The organism is Pigmentiphaga sp. MLSB6-MA01, from assembly GCF_058793475.1.
In genome coordinates this window covers 102,899-122,253 of the sequence record NZ_JBXAFV010000003.1, presented here as the reverse complement: position 1 = coordinate 122,253, position 19,355 = coordinate 102,899, and the positions used below count along the sequence as shown (strand labels likewise).

The window sequence follows — 19,355 nt, the reverse complement described above, 5'->3', positions numbered from 1 at the left end:
GGGAGCCGCGCCGGCCATGGATTTGAGACAACTCCGTTATTTTCTTGCCGTTGCCGAAGAACTCCACTTCGGCCGCGCGGCCGAGCGCGTGCACATCGCCCAATCGCCGCTGTCGCGGCAAATCCGGCTTTTGGAGGAATCCCTGGGCGTCGTGCTGTTCGTCCGGACCAAACGGCATGTGGAACTGACGGACGCCGGCCGCGCCTTTCTTCCCGAGGCCCGGGACATCCTGAGAGCGGCCGAGCGCGCGCGCGACACGGCCATACGCGCCGACGCGGGGCAGGTGGGCAGGCTCAGCCTGGGCTTCACCAACTCGGCCATTTACTCCGAGCTGCCGCGGCTGCTTGCCGACTATCGCAGCCAGTACCCCCAGGTCCAGTTGGAACTGCACGACAGCATGCTGACGCCCCAGCAAGTGGAGGCCATTCTCCAGGGAAAACTGGATCTGGGCATCGTGCGGCCGCCCGTCGCCTCGCCCGATATCGAGCTGCTGCCTTTCGCCAGGGAACACCTGGTCGTGGCGCTCCCGGCAGGCCACCCGCTGGCCCGGCGCGAAAGGATAGATATCGCCCTGTTGGCCGGCGAACCGTTGATCACGTTCGGCCGCGCCCTGGACTCCTCGCTCTCGCACCGCATCACCCGCCTCTGCAATGACGCGGGCTTCCATCCCCGTGTCGCCCAGGAAGTGGGCGACATACCCAGCATGATCATGCTCGTATCGAGCGGGATGGGGGTGGCGCTCGTGCCCTCTTCGTCGAAGAACATCAAGATGAAACAAGTCACATTCCGGCCGTTGGCCGGGCCGGCGGGCCCGCTTACCTTGACGCTGGCGCTTGCATGGAATGGCAGCGTCGAGTCCCGGCTGCGGGAGCGCTTCATCGCGCTCGCCAGGAAACGGCTGTCCCGCCAACTGGACTGAGAGGCCTGAGATGAGCCAGTCATTCGTTCACTATCGCGTCGATGGGCACGTTGCGTCCATCACCCTGGCGCGGCCGGAAAAGCGCAATGCCATGAACCGGGCCATGCGCGACGAACTCTGGCGATCGTTCGATCGCGCCGGGAGCGACGAGTGTGTCCGGGCGGTTCTGGTGCGCGCCGAGGGCGGTCACTTCTGCGCTGGGGGCGATATCGCGGACATGCGTCCCGGCGAGCTGGACGCCGAGGCGGGCCGCGACCGCATTCTTTCCGCCACGGCCGGCGCGCGCCGCCTGCTGGAACTCCCCAAGCCGGTTGTCATGGCGGTGGACGGATGCGCTTATGGCGCGGGCTGCAGCCTGGTGCTGGCGGCCGACCTCGTGATCGCCACGGACCGGGTCCGGCTTGCCATGTCGTTCCTGCGCATCGGCCTGGTGCCCGACCTGTGCTCGTTGTTCACGCTGCCGCGCATCGTGGGATGGGCGCGCGCCAAGGCGCTGCTGTATTCGAACCGCGAAATCGGTGCGGAAGAAGCATTGCAGCTGGGCATTGCCAGCGAAGTCGTTTCGCCCGACGCGCTTGACCATCGCACCGGAATGATCGCACGGGCGCTGACCCGGCTGCCGCGCAGTGCGTTCGCCATGACCAAAGCGGCCCTGGCCAGATCCCTGTCCGCCGATCTCGACTCGATGTGCGATACGGAGACATCGGCGCAGGCCATCGCCTACTCCACGAGCTATCACGCGGACGCAGCCGGAAGGCTGTTGGCGCGGGAGCCGCTGCCTTACCAATGGCCCCTCTTTTCATTGCCAGGAGACAAGGATGCGGACAATCCGGACACTCGATGAACTGCATGAACAGATAGGAAAGGAGGTTGCCATCAGTCCATGGGTGCGCGTGGACCAGCAGCGCATAGACCTGTTCGCCCAAGCCACGGGCGACCAGCAATGGATACATGTGGATCAGGAGCGGGCAAGCCAGGAATCGGCGTTCGGCACGACCATTGCGCATGGCTATCTGACGCTTTCGCTCTTGCCGGATCTGATGAGCCAGGCGGTGACCCTTCCTCCTTCGGAGATGAGCATCAACTATGGGCTCAACAAGGTTCGCTTTCCCACGCCTGTACTTCAAGGCAGCATGTTGCGGGCCCGTATCAAGCTCAAGGATATGCGCTGGCTGCCGGCCATGGCGGGTCAGCCTGACGTCAGGGTCGTCGAACTGATCTGGGAGTCCAGTATCGAGTGCGACGGTATGTCCAAGCCCGCGTGCGTCGCCGAAACCATCAGCCGGCGCTACGACAGGATCCGGTAGCACCGGGCTGGGAGCCGTCTCGCAGGGCGGCGGCCCACGCGCCGGCGTAGCCTGCCCCTGCAGCTAGCGGTGGTAGTCGCTGTACAGGTTGTGGCAATAAGGATCGTGTTCACTGCGCGGTATTGACCGAGGTCATAGCTCTGGCTCGATGCCTATGCCTGGTGCGTTCCCGAGAGAGACCCTACCTGCGCCAACCGCTGCCAACCGTCCGCAGAATCTTGTGCGGAGAGGGTTGTCGTTGGCATCCACTTCAAGCCAGCCTGATCCTCCCGTCGCGGCGAGCAGATGCGCCGAATGCAGCAGACCTATGCCGCCGCCCAGGTAGTGTGGAAAATACTGCAAGCCGTGTTTCTGGATGCGTCGGACGAGGGGCTGGATATCGGAGATTCCGCCCCATTTTGCGATGTCTGGTTGTACGATGCGTACCGCACCAGAATCGAGGAGCGAGGAGAAAGCCTGTTGGCTGCTGACGTTTTCTCCGGCTGCCAGCGGCGTGTTCGTGTGGGTGGCCAGTTCCCGCCATTCTTGCCACGGACGGTCGGCCCGCAACGGCTCTTCGAGCCAGCCCAGTTCAAATTCCGCGAGTGCCTGGACGCGTTGACATGCGGTCGGCAGATCCCAGGCCTGGTTGGCATCTGCCATGAGCATGGCGGATGTGCCCACGGCGTCCCTGATCCTTCGCAGGTTTTCCAGATCCCTCGTCGGTTCGAAGCCGATCTTGAGTTTGAATGCGCGAAAACCTTCTTCCCATTTTCGGGCGACGAGTTGTTCCGGTGCGTGAGGATTCAAACCGCTTGCATACACGCCGATCGTGTCTCGAGTCCCTCCGAGAAAGCGCCACAAGGGCTCCCCGGCGCGTCTTGCGCACAGATCCCACATCGCCAGATCCAGTCCCGCGATGGCCTGGGCCAGGGGGCCGGGCTCGCCGGACTGGATGGCCAGGACCGCGGTCTCCGCGCTGAGGTGCTCATGGACTGCGCAGGGCGAATCGAAGGCGCGCCCTTCGAGCAAGGGCCAGAGGACGGTCTCTATCAGCCGGCCGCGGTGTTCTGCTCCGCAGCCCGGGTAGTTGCACCACGCTTCCCCCCAGCCGTAAGCCCCGTCGGTATCCTCGATGCGGATGAATACGGCGGGCCGGTCATGCATGACGCCAAAAGAGGTCCGGACAGGGGTCGAGATCGGGTGACGCAGCACGTGTACCTGAATGCGCGCAATGTGCAGAGGATGTGAGATGTCCATGTGGGGCGGGTTCTGGTCGGGTTGATCGAGACGCGCCGATCAGGCGCCGGCCGGCTTGATGCCGAGTCGATTGATTGCCGCGAGCCAGGCCGCACTGTCCTTTTTCTGCCGCTGTTCAAGCGTAGCGGCATCGCTGCCGACCGCGTCGATTGCGTTCTCCGCCAACTTCTCGCGCACCGCTTGCTGTTGGAGGGCCGCGGCGGCGTGTCGTTGCAGCGCTTCCAGTACTGGCGCCGCCGTACCGCGTGGTGCATAGAGCGCGAACCATTGCGTGATGTCGATGCCTGGAATGCCGGCCTCGGCCAGGGTCGGTACGTCGGGCAGACTGGTCGAGCGTTCGGCCGAGGTGACGGCCAGAACGCGGATCCGGCCGCTGCGTGCATGGGCGGCGATTGCACCAGCGCCCAGGCAAGCCACGGGAATCTGGCCTGCGATCAGGTCGGCGATTGCCTGGCCGCCACCCTTGTAGGGGATCGAGGTCATGCTGATGTTCGCAGCACTACAGAACATCTCGGCTGCGACATGGTGGGTGGAGCCGACGCCCGACACTCCGTATGACAGCTTGCCCGGTTCGGCCTTGGCGCGCGAGATCAGGTCGGCAACGCTGCGTATGCCGGTGTCCGGATGGACAGCAAGCACGACGGGTTGGGCCACCAGAAGGGAGACGGGTACGAAATCCCGCTCCATCGTGAATGACGGGGGCTCTTGCACCAGCGGAACATAGGTGGCGGAGTCGCCCGCGACGACGAAGGTGTAGCCGTCCGGTTTGGAGCGGGCAACCGCGACCATGGCGATGGTGCCGTTGCCGCCGGCTCGGTTTTCCACGATGAAAGACTGATGGACGGCAGCGCCCACGCGCTCGAAGACAATGCGGGCAGTGATGTCCGCCGTGCCGCCGGGCGGGTTGGGCACGACGATTCGTACGGGCCGATCCGGCCACTGGGCGCCTCGGGATGGGAGCGGCAGCGCCAGTGTGCCCGCGCCTTGCAGTAGCCCGAACTGAATGATGCGTCTACGGGTCCACATGTTCTGTCTCCTCTGTCATTCAATTGTTGCCCGGCGGCGGTCAGGCCATGCCGATGATGGGCAGTTGTGGATGCTCCTGGTTGCGGGAAGGCGCCGCGGCCAGCAGTCGCTCGAGTTCTTGCTGAAGCGCCGCGGCTTCCGGCCGGCCAAACAGGTTGTCCATCTCATCAGGGTCTGCTTGCAAGTCATAGAGTTCGCCGGCGCCAGACAGCTCTTCGAGGGTGAGCTTGGCGTGACGGGTGCGGACCGTATGGAGATGCAGCGGGACGCCACATCGCGACGCATCGACGTGCCACTCGCAGTAGGCCGCATCGCGCGGCGCGTTCCGACCCTGGCAAAGCGCGCTCAGGCTGGTTCCGTGCATGTCGTCCGATGTTCCCGCGCCGCTCCATTCCAGGAAGGTCGGCGCCAGATCCAGCGTGGATACCGGTTCGGTGACCGTGGCGCCGGAGGCGACACCGGGTCCGCGAATGATCAGGGGAACCCGGAGCAGATCCTCATAGGGCGTGGGCCCTTTCAGGTACAGGCCATGGTTGCCCATCATGTCGCCGTGGTCACTGGCATAGATCACATAAGTGTTCTCGTCCAGGCCCTGGTTCGACAATGCTTCCAGGATGCGCCCCACGGAGTGGTCGACCAGGGAGATCATGCCGTAGTAGTTGGCCGTCATCTCCGCCAGTTGCGCATCGCTCTGCGGCTCCACCCGGGAGCCCTTTTCGCGGAAGCCCCGCAGGACAGGATCTTTCAGGTCGGGAGTACCTTCGAGCGATGCGCGGTGCCACCAGGGACGGCGATCGAGATCCATGGTGCGCTGACGGGGAAGTGGAAGTTCGCCCGGCCGGTGCAGCCGGCTCCAGGGAAGCGGGCAATCGAACGGGTGATGCGGATCGGGAAAGGATGCCCAGATGCAAAAGGGGCGGTCTTTCTCCCGCGCCGCCAGCCAGTCTATGGTCCTGTCGGCGATCCAGGTCGACGAATGCCAGGCGACAGGTAGCGCCGATTCCCATGTCTGAGCGGCGCCGCAGCCTGGGTCGACGGATTGCGCCCATAGCCGCAATGCCTCTTCGTCGTGACCTCGTTCGACAAACCATCGCTCCCAGTGGCCGACCAGGGGGTAGGTAGCCGGGCGATCTTTGTGGAAATGGCCGACTGCGGCGAGGTTGACGTGTTGAAAGCCCATGTATGGCCCAGTCCATCCCTGCTCGTACAGATCACCGTTGAACCGGTCTTCCGGCGTGCCGGTTGCCGCAAACGTAGCCTTGGTCGAGAAGTGGGCTTTACCGAAGAAGGCTGTGCTGTATCCCCGTTGTCCAAGCCGGGCGGAGAAACCGTTTCCGCCCGTGGCGGGGGGCAGATCGATGCCGTTGTCGCGGACACCATGCACGAGGGGCAGCAACCCTGTCAGCATCGACGCGCGCGCGGGCTGGCAGACGTAACTGGGAGTGATGCAGGTACTGAAGTGGGTGCCGTCGGCAGCGAGACGGTCCAGGTGCGGTGTGCTGATTTCGGGCTTGAGGAAGCCCATGGCATCAGCTCGGTGCTGGTCTGCGGTGATGAACAGGATATTGGAAGCCATCGTAGAGCATCGCGGATTGGGATGGAAGCAATCTACTTCGGCCCGGCGAACACCATAAGATGGCAATAATGCTTCACCTGAAATCGTTTTCGGATCACCCGGTCTTGGCAGCGAGGGCTGTCGACAGGACCAATTCGAGCAGCGCGCGGATAGCCGGCAGCCGTTGGGCTTCGGTGCGGCAGACAAAGGCCAGAGGAGGCGCTTCGATGGAGAAATCCGTGCGCACCGCTTTGAGTTGCCGGGGGCCGGGCAGCGAACGCAGCATGGATGACGGACAGATAGTCAGAAGGCGAGCGTTCATCGCCATGGCGACACAGTACTGGAGGCCGTCGACGACAAGCGCCGGAGCCGGGGCCGGGACGCCCGAGCGCATGCAGGCATTTCGAAACATGAGATAGGTCTGGCTGTCGCTGGCAGGCAGGACCCATGGGTGGGCAAGCAGCGTCTCGGCCGGGACGGGGGTGCGCGACTTCAGCGCGGGATGTCCTACGCTGGCCACCACGTTCCAGGGATCGGCGGGAAGCTGCCATACCCGGCATGTGTCGTGTATGGCGCCGGCCAGGTTCTGAGACGGAAAGCGAGCAATGGCACAGTCGAGGTCCCCCGTCGCGACGTTTTCCAGGAGTTCCGGCGCCGCGGATACCTGTACGCGCAACTGCCATTGAGAGGCGAAGCGCAGCATATCGGTCAGCCAGGGAATACCGTGCAAGATCATTGCGTGATGCACGATGCCGACACGCAAAGTAGGTGTAGTGCCTTCGGCTACTTCGTCCAGGCCTATCCGCAGCGTTTCGAGAGCGACGTCGGATCTGGCCGCCAGAGCAAGGGCCGCGGGGGTGGGGCTGACCCCGGTCCTGGACCGGATGAAAAGGTCTTGACCGACCGCATGCTCGAGCTCCCGCAGCAGAGCGCCGACTGCGGGCTGAGCGATGCCGAGGCGGCGTGCCGCCTCGCGTAGCGATCCGTGCTCCACCAGCAGGGCCAGCAGCATGAAGTGCCTGACACGGAGTTTCGACGAACGGATCGACAGTGCCGTCTGGGCCCGGGAACGGGTGTTCGAATGGGCCTGTGTGCTACCACCGGGTTTCATGGACTTGTTCCTGGTTCGGAGGCGCCGGACGACGACTACACGCTCGGAATAGGAACGTCCGGGCAACTGGCCAATACCGCTGATACCCCGGAGTTTACTTGCCCCGGCTGGCCTTGCTGACATACTGCGCCAGCGCCTCGATATCCGCATCGCTCATCGTGGCCTTGAACGACGGCATGCTGCCGATGCCATCGCGCAGCGCGCGGGCGACGCGGGGGGCGTCGGGTTTCAGTTCGTCAAGCACGGGGCCGATGGCGCCTTCGGCTCCGGCGTCCTTGAGCGTGTGGCACACGGCGCAGGCCGGGGTGGCGGTGGTGAACAGTTTCTTGCCACGCGCCATTTGCGCGGCGTCGTCGGCGGCATGCGCCGCGGTGGCGGCCAGGGCCGAGAGGGCCAGCGTACAGAAGGTGAGGACGTTCTTCATTTCGAGAGTGATGGCTTGATGGGAAACATGCCCGGGGAGTGCTCTCCCCGGGGCGTACCGTCGCTTAGGCGACGGTGATGGTGACGGCGTGGTCGGCCCAACTGGTGTTGTTGTAGCCGCTCTGGTTTTCACCGCGCGTCTCGGGCTGGACGTTGCCCCGGTCGTCGGTGGCGCGGCTGGCCAGCACGTGCTTGCCCTTGGGCAGGGTGGCCTGGAGCACGAACTGGCGCCAGGCGTATTTGCCCATGTCGGGGCCCACCAGGCGCGCCGCGCGCCAGGTCTTGCCGCCGTCCAGCGAGACTTCCACGCCCTTGATGCCGTTCAGGCCGCCGAAGGCCACGCCGTGGATCTGCACGGTGCCGGCCGTTTGGGCGCCGTCCTCGGGGACGGGGCTGTTGATCCAGGACTTGACGCTCATCTCCTGCACCGACGGCTGGCTGGGGTCGCCCTTGCCGCCGGGGGGCGTCATGCGGTAGCCGTGCGACATGATGCGCGCGTCGCTTTCCTTGGGGGTGAAGGCCAGCTGCTTGATGTACTTGATGTTGTTGACGCCGGTGTAGCCGGGCACGATCAGGCGCAGCGGGCCGCCGTGGGCCAGGGGGATGGGCTCGCCGTTCAGTTCCCAGGCCAGGATGGCATCCTGCATGGCGGCGACGGGCACGGAGCGTTCGACGATCACGGTCTTGGGATCGATGCCGGCCGGCAGCACCTCGCCGCCGGTGCCGGTCATGTAGGGTACGCCGTCCATCAGGCCGCCCAGGGCCTGGACGACGTCGCGCACGGGCACGCCGCTCCAGGTCACGCAGCCGGCGGCGCCGACGGTCCACGGGGTGCCGCTGGGCTTGCTGGGGAAGAAGCCGCGGCCGTTGCCCGAGCACTGCAGCACCATGGTCACGGTTTCCAGGCCCATGGTCTTGAGTTCGCGCAGGCTGATGGTCCGGGGCTGCTTGACGCCCGAGACCTGCAATTGCCAGGCGTCGCGGTTGGCGACGATGGTGTCGGCGGGCGTGGGCAGGTTGTTGCGCACGTAGAGCTGGTTGGTGGGCGTGACCACGCTGGTGCCGAAGGCGCTGCGCTTGGTTTCGATCGTGGTGCTGCTGTGCACGACGACGGCGTCGGCGTTTTTCCAGCCGGCGTAGCCGGGCAGGGGCTTGGCCGCGGGCGCGGCGGCGGCTTGTGCCAGCGCCTGGCCGTGCAGGCCCGCCAGTCCGGCGGTCGCGACCGCGGTGGCGCCGCCGGCAAGCAGGCGGCGGCGGGGCAGGGAGGTGGGGGAGGTGTCGTGCATGGTCTCTCCTTGTTGTTGTGGACGAGAACGGGAAGTCAGGAGGCGGGGGCGGCTTCAGGCTGCCCCAGTGCGCGCGAGGCCACGGACAGGGCCTGTTTTTTCTGGGCGATCAGGATCAGCGGACGGCCTTCGTGCGAACGCACGACTTTCCAGTAGGTATTGGCCCACCATCCTTCGCCGTCGGGAATCTGCTGGAACTGCTCGAAAGACAGCACGGTGACGATGCCGCCTTTCTCGAAGAACGTGGTCAGGTGGTAGGCGCGCTCGCGGCCGATATCGCAGGGGCGCATCAACTGGATGAAGCCGGGCAGCGCCTGTTGCGCCGGCAAGTCCAGGTGGCGCGCCATTTCCGTCGCGGGCAGGAAGCTGCCGCGCAGCGTGCGCTCGTAGTATTCGTGCTCGATGGCCGAGCGCACCAGTTCGGGCGGGCGCATGGTGAGGACGGCACCCACCGCCGAGCCGCCGATCAGCAAGGCGGCCAGCATGCCGCGCAGGCCGCGCCGGGCGTGCCAGGGGGTATGGCGCAGCAGGTGCGGCGGCGGATCGCCTGGTTCGAACGCCAGGGCCAGTTCGGCGCGGGCGCGCAGGTCGAATTCCGTATCTTGGAGGCTGTCGTCGCAATTCATGGGGTCTGTTTTCGCAGCGGGATGACACTGGCCGCCGTTTCCGGAGCACAAGGGCGCGGGGGGGCCTGCAGGGCGGCCTTCAGGGCATCGCGGGCGCGCGCCAGGCGCGACAGCACCGTGCCGGGCGCGATGTCCAGGGCTTCCGCCATCAGGGCGGTGGGCATGTCGTCGAAGTAGTACAGCACCAGCACCTCGCGGTGGATGGGGGCGATGCGGGACAGGGCCTTGACCACGTCCAGCTGTTCGTCCAGCGTATGCGCGCGGGGATCGGCTTCGTCTTCGACCCGGCCGTCCCCCTGGGCCGCCATGTGGGCCGGATCGATATTGCGGAACGCATGGCGCCGCATGATCTGGAACAGCCAGGCGCGCGCCATGGCGGGATCGCGCAACTGGTCGCGAAAGCGCCAGGCGCTGGTGAAGCAGTCCTGCACCACGTCCTCGGCGATCGCGCGGGAGCCGGTCAGGGCCCAGGCGCTGCGCAGCAGGAAGCGGTAGTGTTCGCGCACCCATTGGTTGTAGCGCGACTCGGCGGAAGAGATCATGGTGTACAAGAGCGCGCCGGGTGGGGTTTCATTCCATCCGACGCAAAATTAAGGGTATTCCCTGATTAATCGTCATGGCCTGGCGCCACCATGCGCGCGCCCTTCCAGGCGCCGTCGGCCACCAGCGCCTCGCATTGCGTTCGCAGCATCCGCAGGAATTGCCACAGCCCGGTCGTCATCGACCGGTTGTTCGCATAGGCGATCACGAGCCGGCGCGACAGGTCGGGCTTGCGGATAGGCAGCGCCGCGAGCGTGCCGCCCTCCACCTCGTCGTGCACGCCGGAGAACGGCAGCACGGTGCAGGCCAGATCCGTCAACGGCATCTGCTTGGTCAGCGTCAGCGAGGTATCGAATTCATGGCGCACGTCCAGGCGCACCCGGTGCACCGCCGCCTGGTCTTCCAGCAGTTCGCGCAAGCCATGGGGGCGGCTGGGAAGGGAAAGGGGAAATTCCCCCAACTGCGAGAAGTTGACGGATTTCTTGTTGCGCGCGCGCGCCGGCGCCATGACCAGGCACAGTTCCTCGTCCAGCAGCGGATCGGCATGCAGCCCCGCGATGGGAATCATCGTATAGAGCAGCGCGAAGTCGAGGTGCCCCCGGTGCAGCGAATCGACCAGGGCCCGGTGGAAACCCTCGACGACGTGCATGCGCAGCATCGGCAGCGTCGTCCGCACGGTACTCAACAGCCGCGGCCCCAGGATGTTGGCGACTGAAGGGGGAAGGCCCATGGTGACCTGGCGCAGGCCGGTGTCGTCGACCTCCGCCATGGCCAGCCGGCGGCCGTTCAGCAACTGCTCGAAACCCGGCAGCACGGCGTCGTAAAGGCGGCGTCCCGCCGCCGTCAGCGTCACGCCCCGGCCCACCCGCTCGAACAGGCGGGCGTGCATTTCGCGCTCCAGCTTCAGGACATGGCGGCTGAGCGTCGGCTGGCTGACGCCAGCGCCCAGGGCGCCGCGCGAGAGCGATCCCGCCTGGGCGGCCAGCACGAAGAAGTGCAGCGAGGTGAAATCGGCGCTCTGGAGTTCCCCGAATTTCATGGCCGGCGCCTTGTATTCGATTATGAATAGTAAGTATACGAACTTGTATGAGAAACCGCATGCTTGCCCAGTAGAGTAGAGCCACAAAACAAAGCACAGGAGACATTCCATGGCTTTCATCCGGGTACTCGTCATGCTTGGCGCGCTTGCCGTGTTCACTCATCCCGCGCAGGCCCAGGACTACCCGGACAGGCCCCTGCGCCTGATCGTTCCGTTCTCGGCCGGCGGCGTCACCGATCTGGTGGCGCGGGTCTACGCCGGCGAGCTGGCCAAGGCACTGGGGCAGCCGGTGGTGGTGGAGAACAGGACGGGCGCGGCCGGCGCCGTCGCGATGGACACGGTGAAACAGGCGGCGGCGGACGGCTACACCCTGATGCTGGCGACGATAGGCACCCAGGCCATCAACCCCGCGCTGCTTCCCAACCTGCGCTATGCGCCGGGCGACCTGGACTACGTGACCATGCTGACCACCGTGCCGCAGTTGCTGGTCGTGAACGCGAAATCGCCGATACGCACGGTGGCCGAGCTCGTCGAGCATGCGAAGAAGCATCCGGGCAAGCTGTCCTACGGCTCGTCGGGCATCGGTTCCGCGCCGCACCTGGCGGTCGAGATCTTCGCCTCGCGGGCCGGGTTCCGGGCGGTGCACGTGCCCTACCGGGGAAGTTCGCAGTCGATCACCGACCTGATCGCCGGGCAGCTCGATTTCATGATCGACCCTGTGACGACGACCCTGCCGTACATCCAGTCGGGCAAGCTGCGGGCGCTGGCCGTGTCGACGCCCCTGCGCCTGCCCGCGCTGCCGGATCTGCCGACCATCGCGGAATCCGGATACGCCGACTACGACGTGGGCGTGTGGAACACCATCGCCGTGCCCAAGGGTACGCCGCGTCCCGTCGTCAGGCGTCTGGCCGGGGAGTCCGCCCGCATACTCGCCGCCGACCAGGTGCGCAAGCGGCTCCTGGATGTCGGCGCGGTGGCCGTGCCGGCGTCGCCGGACGACACCCGCGCATTCGTGGAACGGGAGCAGGCGAAATACGTGCAGATCGTCCGCGACGCCAATCTCAAGGTGGAATAAGCATGGATCTCGGTCTTCAAGGACGCCGCGCGGTCGTATGCGCGGCCAGCAGCGGCCTGGGCCTCGCGTGCGCCGAGGCGCTGGCCCGCGAGGGCGCGGCGGTGACCATCGTGGGGCGCGACGAGGCCCGGCTGGATGCCGGGGCGCGGCATATCGCCGCCGCAACCGGCGGGGTGGCCGTGCGGACCGTGGTCGCCGATCTGTCGGATCCGCGGGCATGCGGCGACCTGCCGCGCCGCACCGGCGTCCCGGACATCCTGGTCGCCAATGGCGGCGGGCCTCCCGTCCGGCACGACGCCGCCGGTATCGAAGCCGCGCTGTGGGAGTCGGCGATGAACAGCCTGTTCCACGGTCCGGCGGCCTTGATCGGCGCGTGCGTGGGGGAGATGCGCGCGCGGGGCTTTGGCCGCATCGTGAACATCTCTTCGGCCGCGGTACTGAGTCCGCGTCCGGGGTTCGCGCTGTCGGTGTCGCCGCGCGCGGCGCTCATTGCCTTCTGCGACCTGCTCGCGCGCGAGGCCGCGCCGTACGGCGTGACGGTGAATCATCTGCTGCCGCACAGCATCGAGACGCGGCGGCTGGGCGACAACCTGGCCGTGGAGGCAGCCAATCTGGGAATCGGCGCCGACGAACTGCGCGCGCGCCGCGTGGCGTCGATACCCGTGCAACGACTGGGGCGCCCCCAGGAACTCGGCGCCTACTGCGCGTTCCTGTGCGGCGATCTGGCTGGCTATGTGACGGGGCGCAAGCACGTCATCGATGGTGGAACCTATATCTGATGGAGATGGATGCGATGAACGAATCCGCGGCGGTATCGCCGAGCGGCGGCGAACTGCTGGTGCGTTGCCTGATCGAGCAGCGGGTGGACCTTGCCTTCTGCGTGCCGGGCGAAAGCTATCTGGATGTCCTGGATGCGCTGTTCGAGCATCGCGAGCGGCTGCGCCTGGTCGTGTGCCGCCACGAGGCGGCGGCCGCCAACATGGCGGAGGCCTACGGCAAGCTGACCGGCAAGCCGGGCGTGTGCTTCGTCACGCGCGGGCCCGGCGCAACGCATGCAGGCATCGCCGTGCATACGGCGTATGAAGACGAAACGCCGCTGGTGCTGTTCGTCGGGCAGGTCGCGAGGGGACACATGGGGCGGGGCGCGTTCCAGGAAGTCGACTACCGCGCCATGTTCGGCGGCATGGCGAAATGGGTGGCCCAGGTGGACGACCCGGCCCGCCTGCCCGAGATGGTCGCGCGTGCCTTCCAGGTCGCGGCCAGCGGCCGTCCTGGGCCTGTCGTGCTGGCGCTGCCGGAAGACGTGCTCGAAGCGCGCGTCCCCGATCCGGCCGCGCCGGCGCGCGCGTGGTCCCGGCTCGGCTTCGACCCCACCCCGGCCGCCATCGGCGACGTGTACGGCGAACTGGCCCGCGCCCGCAAACCCTTGTTGATCGTCGGCGGCGGCGGGTGGAGCGCGCCGGCCTCGGTGGCCCTGGCGGCTTTCGCGCGGGACTTGCAACTGCCCGTGGTCGCCGAGTTCCGCTGCCAGGACTATCTGGACAACCGGCACGACGGCTATGCCGGTGACCTGGGGTTGTCGACCAATCCCGCGCTGGCTGCCCGGGTGCGCGAGAGCGACCTGCTGCTGGTACTGGGCGGCCGGCTCTCGGAAGCCCTGACCGGGGGCTATCGGCTGGTCGACGTGCCTCGGCCGCGGCAGCGGATGATCCATGTGCATGCCGATGTCGATGAGCTGGGCCACGTGTACCAGGCTGATGTGCTCGTGCCGGCGACGCCGGAGGCCTTCCTGCGCGCCGCGCTGGCGGCCCGGGAGTCGTTGTTGCCGGATGCCCCGCCCTGGACGGACTGGACCCGGGAGGCGAGGTCCGACTATCTGCGCTTTCTCGCGCCCACGCGGGAAGGCGGCGCCGTCGACATGTCCCGGGTCGTGGCGGCACTGGACCAGGAACTCGCGCCGGATGCGATCGTGACCAACGGCGCCGGCAACTACACGACGTGGCTGCATCGGCACTATCGATACAAGCATTTCCGCAGCCAGCTCGCGCCGCTGAACGGCGCCATGGGCTATGGCCTGCCCGCGGCCATCGCCGCCAAGATCCACGCGCCGGAGCGGCAGGTGGTCTGCCTGGCGGGCGACGGCTGCTTCCTGATGAACGTCCAGGAACTGGAGACGGCGGTTCGATACAACGCCGCCATCGTCATCGTGGTCGTGGCGAACGGCTCGTACGGCACGATCCGCGCCCACCAGGAGCGGCGCTTTCCCGGACGGGTCTATGCGACCGACATCGGCAACCCCGACTTCGTGGCGCTGGCCCGCTCCTTCGGCCTGGCCGCCGAGCGGGTTCCGCGCCACGAGGACTTCGCGCCGGCGCTGCGGCGCGCACTGGAGGCCGGCGTGCCGAGCCTGATCGAGCTGCCCACGGACATCGAGCACCTCAGCGCCCAGAGCCGGCTGTCCACCGTCCGCGATCGTGCGCTTGGCGCCGCGCGACAGCATTCTTCCCAACCCTAGGTTCCCGGAACGCCACCATGATTCCCAATCCTCTCGTCAAGAAACTCGCCGCGTCGCAGACCGTCCTGGGTGTGGCGGTCCGCCAGGCCCGCACCGTGGATATCGCGCGGATCATGAAGACCGCCGGCTACGATTTCCTGTTCATCGACACCGAACATACGCCCGTGCCCGCGGACGTCGTGAGCCAGATCTGCCAGGCCGCCCTTGGCTCCGGCATCGCGCCCATCGTGCGGACCCCCAATCTGGAACGTGTCCACGCCATCCATGCGCTGGATAGCGGCGCGCAGGGCCTGGTCTTTCCGCATGTGGAAAATGCAGACGAAGCGCGGCACGTCGTCGACATCTGCCGCTATGCGCCGGCGGGCCGCCGGTCCATGGCCTACGGCCTGCCCCACGTCGAGTTCGCCAGCCTCGAACCTCGCGCGTTGATGGACGCCGTGAACCGCGAAACGCTGATCGCCGTCATGCTGGAGACGCCCCAGGCCATCGAACGCTGCGAGGAGATCGCCGCCGTGCCGGGCATAGACATTCTTCACGTGGGCACCCAGGATCTGTCCGCCGAGATGGGCATCCCGGGCGAGGTCGGCGCGCAGCCCATCGCCCAGGCCATCGCGAAGGTGTCGCGCGCCTGCGCGGCCCACGGCAAGGTGCTGGGCGTGGGCGGGTGCTACGACCCGGAATTCATCCGGCGCTACGTCACCGAGGCGCAGGCCCGGTTCTTCGTGGTCGGCAGCGATCTCGGCTACCTGCTGGGCGCCGCCCGGGCGCAGTCCGCCAAGGTGCGCGCGTCGATGGAACACCAGGACTGAACGGCCATGGCCGAGGAGAAAACCATCATGCGGGAAACCCACGAACGGCTGCGCCGCGCCGGCGCCAGCACGGTGTGCGCGGTGCTGGACATGCTGGGTGTTGCCGGCACCATCACCGGACTGCCCGCCATCCGCCCCGGCGGCTCGTTCGCGGGGCCGGCCTTCACGGTGCGGGCCGCGACCGGGCCGCTCGGAACCTATGACCCGGACGAGTTCGACATCGCGCGGTATGCCGACCAGGCCGGCGCGGGTCAGGTGATCGCGATCGACGCCGGCGGCGCGCGCGTTTCGCTGGCGGGCGGCATCGCCGCGATGGCGAGCGCGCGGCGTGGCGTCGCCGCCTGGGTGGTCGATGGCGGCATGCGCGACGTGGACGAACTGGGGGAAGCCGGCATTCCCATCCATGTCCGCCATGGACTGGCCGTCACGGGCCGCACCCGGGTCCGCATCGAGCACGTCAACGGCCCCATCGTCATCGACGGAGTGTCCGTCGAGCCCATGGACGTGCTCGTCGGCGATGCGAGCGGGATCGCCCGCGTGCCGGCGCAGCGGCTCGAGAGCGTGGCGAACATGGCGGACTGGATCGCCGGCCGGGACCGGATCGCGGGCAGGCTGGTCCGAGAAGGACTCTCGTTTTCCCGCGCTTTCAAGGAAGCGACCGTGGAACACACGGCCTTGCACGGGCCGCTGGAAAGCTGAACCCGCCAAACTTTTCACTCACCGAAAACTTCCAAAACTTGCCTTGATGGCGCATGACGCCGGGGTGCATCCTCTTTCGCGGAGACGGCGTCGTTGCCTTCCTGCGACTCAGGCTGGCCCGGCCATGGCCTTCCCCGTCTCCAGCGATGCGGGTCCGACCCGTCGGACCCGCATCGCCTGCATTCATCGAAAAAAAGCGGAGCCCGCTTCCCGCGGGCTTCTCGATACGCTGGACACAGCACACGGAGACAACGATGAAGCCCTACGCATTCCCCCACGCATGCGCCACCCTGGCGGCGCTGCTTCTTGTCATGCATGGCGCCGCGGCGCAGGCGGACGGGGCCTGGCCCACCAAGCCCGTCCGCGTGATCATGCCTTTCGCCGCCGGCGGCAGTTCCGACCTGGTCGGACGCCAGGTGGCACAAAGCTTGAGCGCGCACTACGGCCAGCAATTCGTGGCCGAGAACCGCGCGGGCGCCGGCGGCAACATCGGCGTCGATGCGGTGGCGAAGTCCGCGCCGGACGGCTACACCCTCGGCATCGGCACGTCTGGCCCGCTGGCCAACAACAAGTCGCTCTACCACCCCATGCCGTTCGACGCGGAGAAGGACCTGACGCCGATCGCGCTGGTCGGGGAAATCCCGGTCGTGATCGCGGTCAATCCGGCGGTGAAGGCGAACACGCTGGCCGAGCTCGTCGCCTTGAGCAAGTCGTCCGCCAATGCGGTGACGGTTTCCAATCCGGGCAATGGCACCATCGGCCATCTCGCCACCGAGTACCTGAGCATCCAGACCGGGGCGAAGCTCCAGCCGGTGCCGTACAAGGGCGATTCGCCGGCGATGGTGGATGCGATGAGCGGCTCGGTCGCGGCGGTCGTGGCGCCGGTCACGTCGCTGATCCCCAATATCCAGGCCAACAAGCTCAGGGCGCTGGCGGTGATGTCCAAGACCCGGTTCCCGGGCCTGCCCGATGTGCCGACCGCCAACGAGCAGGGCGTCAAGCTGGAAGCCACGGTATGGAGCGCCATGGTGGGGCCCGCCGGCCTGCCGAAGTCCATCGTCGCGTCGCTGAATGCCGAAATCAACAAGTACACGGCGTCGCCGGAAGGCAAGGCCAAGCTGAACTCGCTGGGCATGGTGCCGCTGTCGGGCACGCCCGAGCAACTGCGCGAGCTGATGAGGAATGAGGCGACGAAGTGGCAGGAGGTCGTCAAATCCGCGCGGATCGCGATCGAATGACCATGGACGCGTCGAAGTTCTATATCGACGGTGCCTGGGTGGACCCGGTGGCGCCGAAAAGCCTGGAGGTCGTCAACCCGGCCACCGAAGAGCGTTTCGCGCGCATCAGCCTGGGCGCGGCCGAAGACGTGGACCGCGCGGTGCGCGCCGCCCGGCGGGCGTTTCCGGCCTATGCGGGGACCACCGTGCGGGAGCGCCTGGGCTGGCTGGAACGGATCGTCGCGGGGTTTCGCGCGCGATTGCCCGAACTGGCGCGGACGATGACGCTGGAGATGGGTGCGCCCATCACCTTCTCCACCGAGCGCCAGGCCACCGTCGCGTTGTTCCATTTCGAGGAGGCGGTGCGCGTGCTGGCCGACTACCCGTTCGAGGAGCGCATGGGCAGCGGCATCGTGCGGCGCGAGCCCATCGGCGTCTGCGGGCTGATCACGCCCTGGAACTGGCCGCTCAACCAGGTGGCCTCCAAGGTGGCGCCGGCGCTGGCGACCGGCTGTACCGTCGTGCTCAAGCCCAGCGAGATCGCGCCGCTCAGTTCGCTGCTGTTCGCCCAGGTCGTGCACGAGGCCGGACTGCCGCCCGGGGTCTTCAACCTGGTCAACGGCGACGGGCCGACCGTGGGCGAGGCGATCGCCGGCCATCCCGGCGTCGACATGGTGTCGTTCACGGGCTCCACGGGCGCGGGCGTCAGGGTGGCCAAGCTGGCGGCCGAGACCGTCAAGCGCGTGGCGCAGGAGCTGGGCGGCAAGTCCGCGAACATCATCCTGCCCGATGCCGACCTCCGGGCCGCCGTGATCGCCGGTGTGCACGCATGCAACACGAACGCCGGCCAGAATTGCCAGTCGCCCACCCGCATGCTGATCCCGCGCGAACGGCGCGATGAAGCGTTCGCGGCGGCGCGCGAGGCGGTCGAGGCGATACGCCTGGGAGATCCGCTGGATCCGGCGTCCACCATGGGGCCGCTGGTCAGCCAGGCGCAGTTCGACAAGGTCCAGGCACTGATCCGCTCGGGCATGGACGAAGGCGCGGCGCTGGTGGCTGGCGGCACCGGCCGTCCGCCAGGCCTCGAACGCGGCTATTACGTGCTGCCGACGGTGTTCGGCGACGTCACGCCCGACATGCGGATCGCGCGCGAGGAGATCTTCGGCCCGGTGCTGTCCATCATGAACTACGACACCGAGGACGAGGCCATCGCCATCGCCAACGACACGCCATTCGGCCTGGCGGGGTTCGTGCAGTCGCCGGACCTGGAGCGGGCCCGGCGCGTGGCCAACGCGATCCGCGCCGGCCGCGTCTATCTGAACGGCGCGCCGTTCGACCGCAGCCTGCCTTTCGGCGGCTACAAGCAGTCCGGCAACGGACGTGAATTCGGTGTTTTCGGATTCGAGGAATATCTCGAAGTGAAAGCCATACTCGGCTATGGAAACTGACTGATGACGACTACGAATTCCTCCCGGGCCGCCGCGAACGGCGGGGAGGCCCGCTGTTTCGAGGATTTCCAGGTGGGAGAGCGCTGGACCAGCGGCCCGACGGTGGTCACCGAGGAAGCGATCATCGCGTTCGCCCGCGCCAACGATCCGCAGCCCATGCACATGGATCCCGACGCGGCGCGGGCCGGCCCCTTCGGCGCGCTGATCGCCAGCGGCTGGCAGATCGCCGCGCTGTCGATGCGTGTCTTCCTGGAGGCGGGCGGCTATGGCAAGACGCCCATGGTGGGCATGGGCCTGGACGAGCTGCGGTGGACGAAGCCCGTCAAGGCTGGCGACAGGCTGGTGGTCGAGCGCGAGGTGATCGAGACCGTGCGTTCGAAGTCCCGTCCGGGCGTGGGCATGATCCGCACGCGCGTCACCGTGCGCAACCAGGACGGCGAAGCCGTGATGTCGCTGGTGTCGCTGGGCCGGGTGCCCGCGCGGGCGCCGGCCTAGGGCCTGTCACAGGCCCTGGCGGTTTT

Annotated in this window: 20 protein-coding genes; 11 read left to right on the top strand and 9 right to left on the bottom strand. The window is 67.1% G+C overall.

From position 1 onward, the window contains the following. Positions 1–16: 16 nt before the first annotated feature. From AC1Q6E_RS06085 to AC1Q6E_RS06075, 3 genes are read left to right on the top strand one after another with little or no spacing between them, the layout of a single operon-like run. Positions 17–919, top strand: coding sequence for a LysR family transcriptional regulator (locus tag AC1Q6E_RS06085; protein WP_296560853.1), 903 nt, complete (start codon positions 17–19; stop codon positions 917–919). A 10-nt stretch (positions 920–929) separates the two neighbouring features. Further along, a complete protein-coding gene (locus tag AC1Q6E_RS06080; RefSeq protein WP_296560855.1) occupies positions 930–1,763 on the top strand; it encodes an enoyl-CoA hydratase/isomerase family protein in 834 nt (277 codons plus the stop codon). Then, entirely contained in the window at positions 1,738–2,226 is a 489-nt protein-coding gene (locus AC1Q6E_RS06075) for a MaoC family dehydratase (RefSeq protein WP_152799763.1), read from the top strand. Before AC1Q6E_RS06080 ends, AC1Q6E_RS06075 begins: the two co-directional genes overlap by 26 nt. 132 nt (positions 2,227–2,358) lie before the next feature. Here the strand turns inward: AC1Q6E_RS06075 and AC1Q6E_RS06070 are convergent, their stop codons facing one another. From AC1Q6E_RS06070 to AC1Q6E_RS06030, 9 genes are all read right to left on the bottom strand, one after another. Continuing rightward, complete coding sequence (locus tag AC1Q6E_RS06070) at positions 2,359–3,465, bottom strand: mandelate racemase/muconate lactonizing enzyme family protein (protein ID WP_296560857.1); 1,107 nt, start codon at positions 3,463–3,465, stop codon at positions 2,359–2,361. Positions 3,466–3,504: 39 nt separating this feature from the next. Beyond that, the gene (locus AC1Q6E_RS06065; protein ID WP_152799759.1) at positions 3,505–4,491 is read right to left on the bottom strand and encodes a tripartite tricarboxylate transporter substrate binding protein; all 987 of its coding nucleotides are present in this window, start codon (positions 4,489–4,491) and stop codon (positions 3,505–3,507) included. Between the two features lie 40 nt (positions 4,492–4,531). Beyond that, positions 4,532–6,067, bottom strand: a complete 1,536-nt coding sequence (locus AC1Q6E_RS06060; RefSeq protein ID WP_152799757.1) for a sulfatase family protein — start codon at positions 6,065–6,067, stop codon at positions 4,532–4,534. Between the two features lie 94 nt (positions 6,068–6,161). Beyond that, positions 6,162–7,157: a LysR family transcriptional regulator gene (locus AC1Q6E_RS06055; protein ID WP_492572396.1), complete on the bottom strand. Its 996-nt coding sequence runs from the start codon at positions 7,155–7,157 to the stop codon at positions 6,162–6,164. A gap of 94 nt (positions 7,158–7,251) precedes the next feature. Continuing rightward, positions 7,252–7,581 carry a SorU family sulfite dehydrogenase c-type cytochrome subunit gene (sorU, locus tag AC1Q6E_RS06050; RefSeq protein ID WP_152799753.1) on the bottom strand — a complete coding sequence of 110 codons (330 nt, stop codon included), beginning with the start codon at positions 7,579–7,581 and terminating at the stop codon, positions 7,252–7,254. A 64-nt stretch (positions 7,582–7,645) separates the two neighbouring features. After that, the gene (sorT, locus tag AC1Q6E_RS06045; protein ID WP_492572395.1) at positions 7,646–8,866 is read right to left on the bottom strand and encodes a SorT family sulfite dehydrogenase catalytic subunit; all 1,221 of its coding nucleotides are present in this window, start codon (positions 8,864–8,866) and stop codon (positions 7,646–7,648) included. A gap of 35 nt (positions 8,867–8,901) precedes the next feature. Continuing rightward, on the bottom strand, positions 8,902–9,492 hold the full coding sequence (locus AC1Q6E_RS06040) for a hypothetical protein (RefSeq protein ID WP_152797567.1): 591 nt from the start codon (positions 9,490–9,492) through the stop codon (positions 8,902–8,904). Next, positions 9,489–10,034 (bottom strand): RNA polymerase sigma factor, encoded by a 546-nt coding sequence (locus AC1Q6E_RS06035; protein WP_152797566.1) that lies wholly within the window; start codon positions 10,032–10,034, stop codon positions 9,489–9,491. Before AC1Q6E_RS06035 ends, AC1Q6E_RS06040 begins: the two co-directional genes overlap by 4 nt. A 65-nt stretch (positions 10,035–10,099) precedes the next feature. Then, positions 10,100–11,071: a LysR family transcriptional regulator gene (locus AC1Q6E_RS06030; protein ID WP_152797565.1), complete on the bottom strand. Its 972-nt coding sequence runs from the start codon at positions 11,069–11,071 to the stop codon at positions 10,100–10,102. Positions 11,072–11,180: 109 nt separating this feature from the next. Between AC1Q6E_RS06030 and AC1Q6E_RS06025 the strand changes: the two genes are divergently transcribed. The 8 genes from AC1Q6E_RS06025 to AC1Q6E_RS05990 all read left to right on the top strand — a co-directional run bounded on the left by AC1Q6E_RS06025 (position 11,181) and on the right by AC1Q6E_RS05990 (position 19,329). Then, positions 11,181–12,146 (top strand): Bug family tripartite tricarboxylate transporter substrate binding protein, encoded by a 966-nt coding sequence (locus AC1Q6E_RS06025; protein WP_296560865.1) that lies wholly within the window; start codon positions 11,181–11,183, stop codon positions 12,144–12,146. Between the two features lie 2 nt (positions 12,147–12,148). After that, positions 12,149–12,925, top strand: a complete 777-nt coding sequence (locus AC1Q6E_RS06020) for an SDR family oxidoreductase (RefSeq protein ID WP_492572394.1) — start codon at positions 12,149–12,151, stop codon at positions 12,923–12,925. A gap of 14 nt (positions 12,926–12,939) precedes the next feature. Continuing rightward, on the top strand, positions 12,940–14,661 hold the full coding sequence (locus AC1Q6E_RS06015; protein ID WP_492572393.1) for a thiamine pyrophosphate-binding protein: 1,722 nt from the start codon (positions 12,940–12,942) through the stop codon (positions 14,659–14,661). A gap of 17 nt (positions 14,662–14,678) precedes the next feature. Beyond that, positions 14,679–15,470 (top strand): HpcH/HpaI aldolase family protein, encoded by a 792-nt coding sequence (locus AC1Q6E_RS06010; RefSeq protein ID WP_296560873.1) that lies wholly within the window; start codon positions 14,679–14,681, stop codon positions 15,468–15,470. Positions 15,471–15,476: 6 nt separating this feature from the next. Then, positions 15,477–16,169 carry an RraA family protein gene (locus AC1Q6E_RS06005; protein WP_492572392.1) on the top strand — a complete coding sequence of 231 codons (693 nt, stop codon included), beginning with the start codon at positions 15,477–15,479 and terminating at the stop codon, positions 16,167–16,169. A gap of 254 nt (positions 16,170–16,423) precedes the next feature. Next, a complete protein-coding gene (locus AC1Q6E_RS06000; RefSeq protein WP_296555639.1) occupies positions 16,424–17,407 on the top strand; it encodes a Bug family tripartite tricarboxylate transporter substrate binding protein in 984 nt (327 codons plus the stop codon). Beyond that, the gene (locus tag AC1Q6E_RS05995) at positions 17,404–18,834 is read left to right on the top strand and encodes an aldehyde dehydrogenase family protein (protein WP_492572391.1); all 1,431 of its coding nucleotides are present in this window, start codon (positions 17,404–17,406) and stop codon (positions 18,832–18,834) included. The genes AC1Q6E_RS06000 and AC1Q6E_RS05995 overlap by 4 nt, the downstream gene beginning before the upstream one ends. 3 nt (positions 18,835–18,837) lie before the next feature. Beyond that, positions 18,838–19,329 (top strand): MaoC family dehydratase, encoded by a 492-nt coding sequence (locus AC1Q6E_RS05990; protein ID WP_492572390.1) that lies wholly within the window; start codon positions 18,838–18,840, stop codon positions 19,327–19,329. The last annotated feature ends 26 nt before the right edge of the window (positions 19,330–19,355 follow it).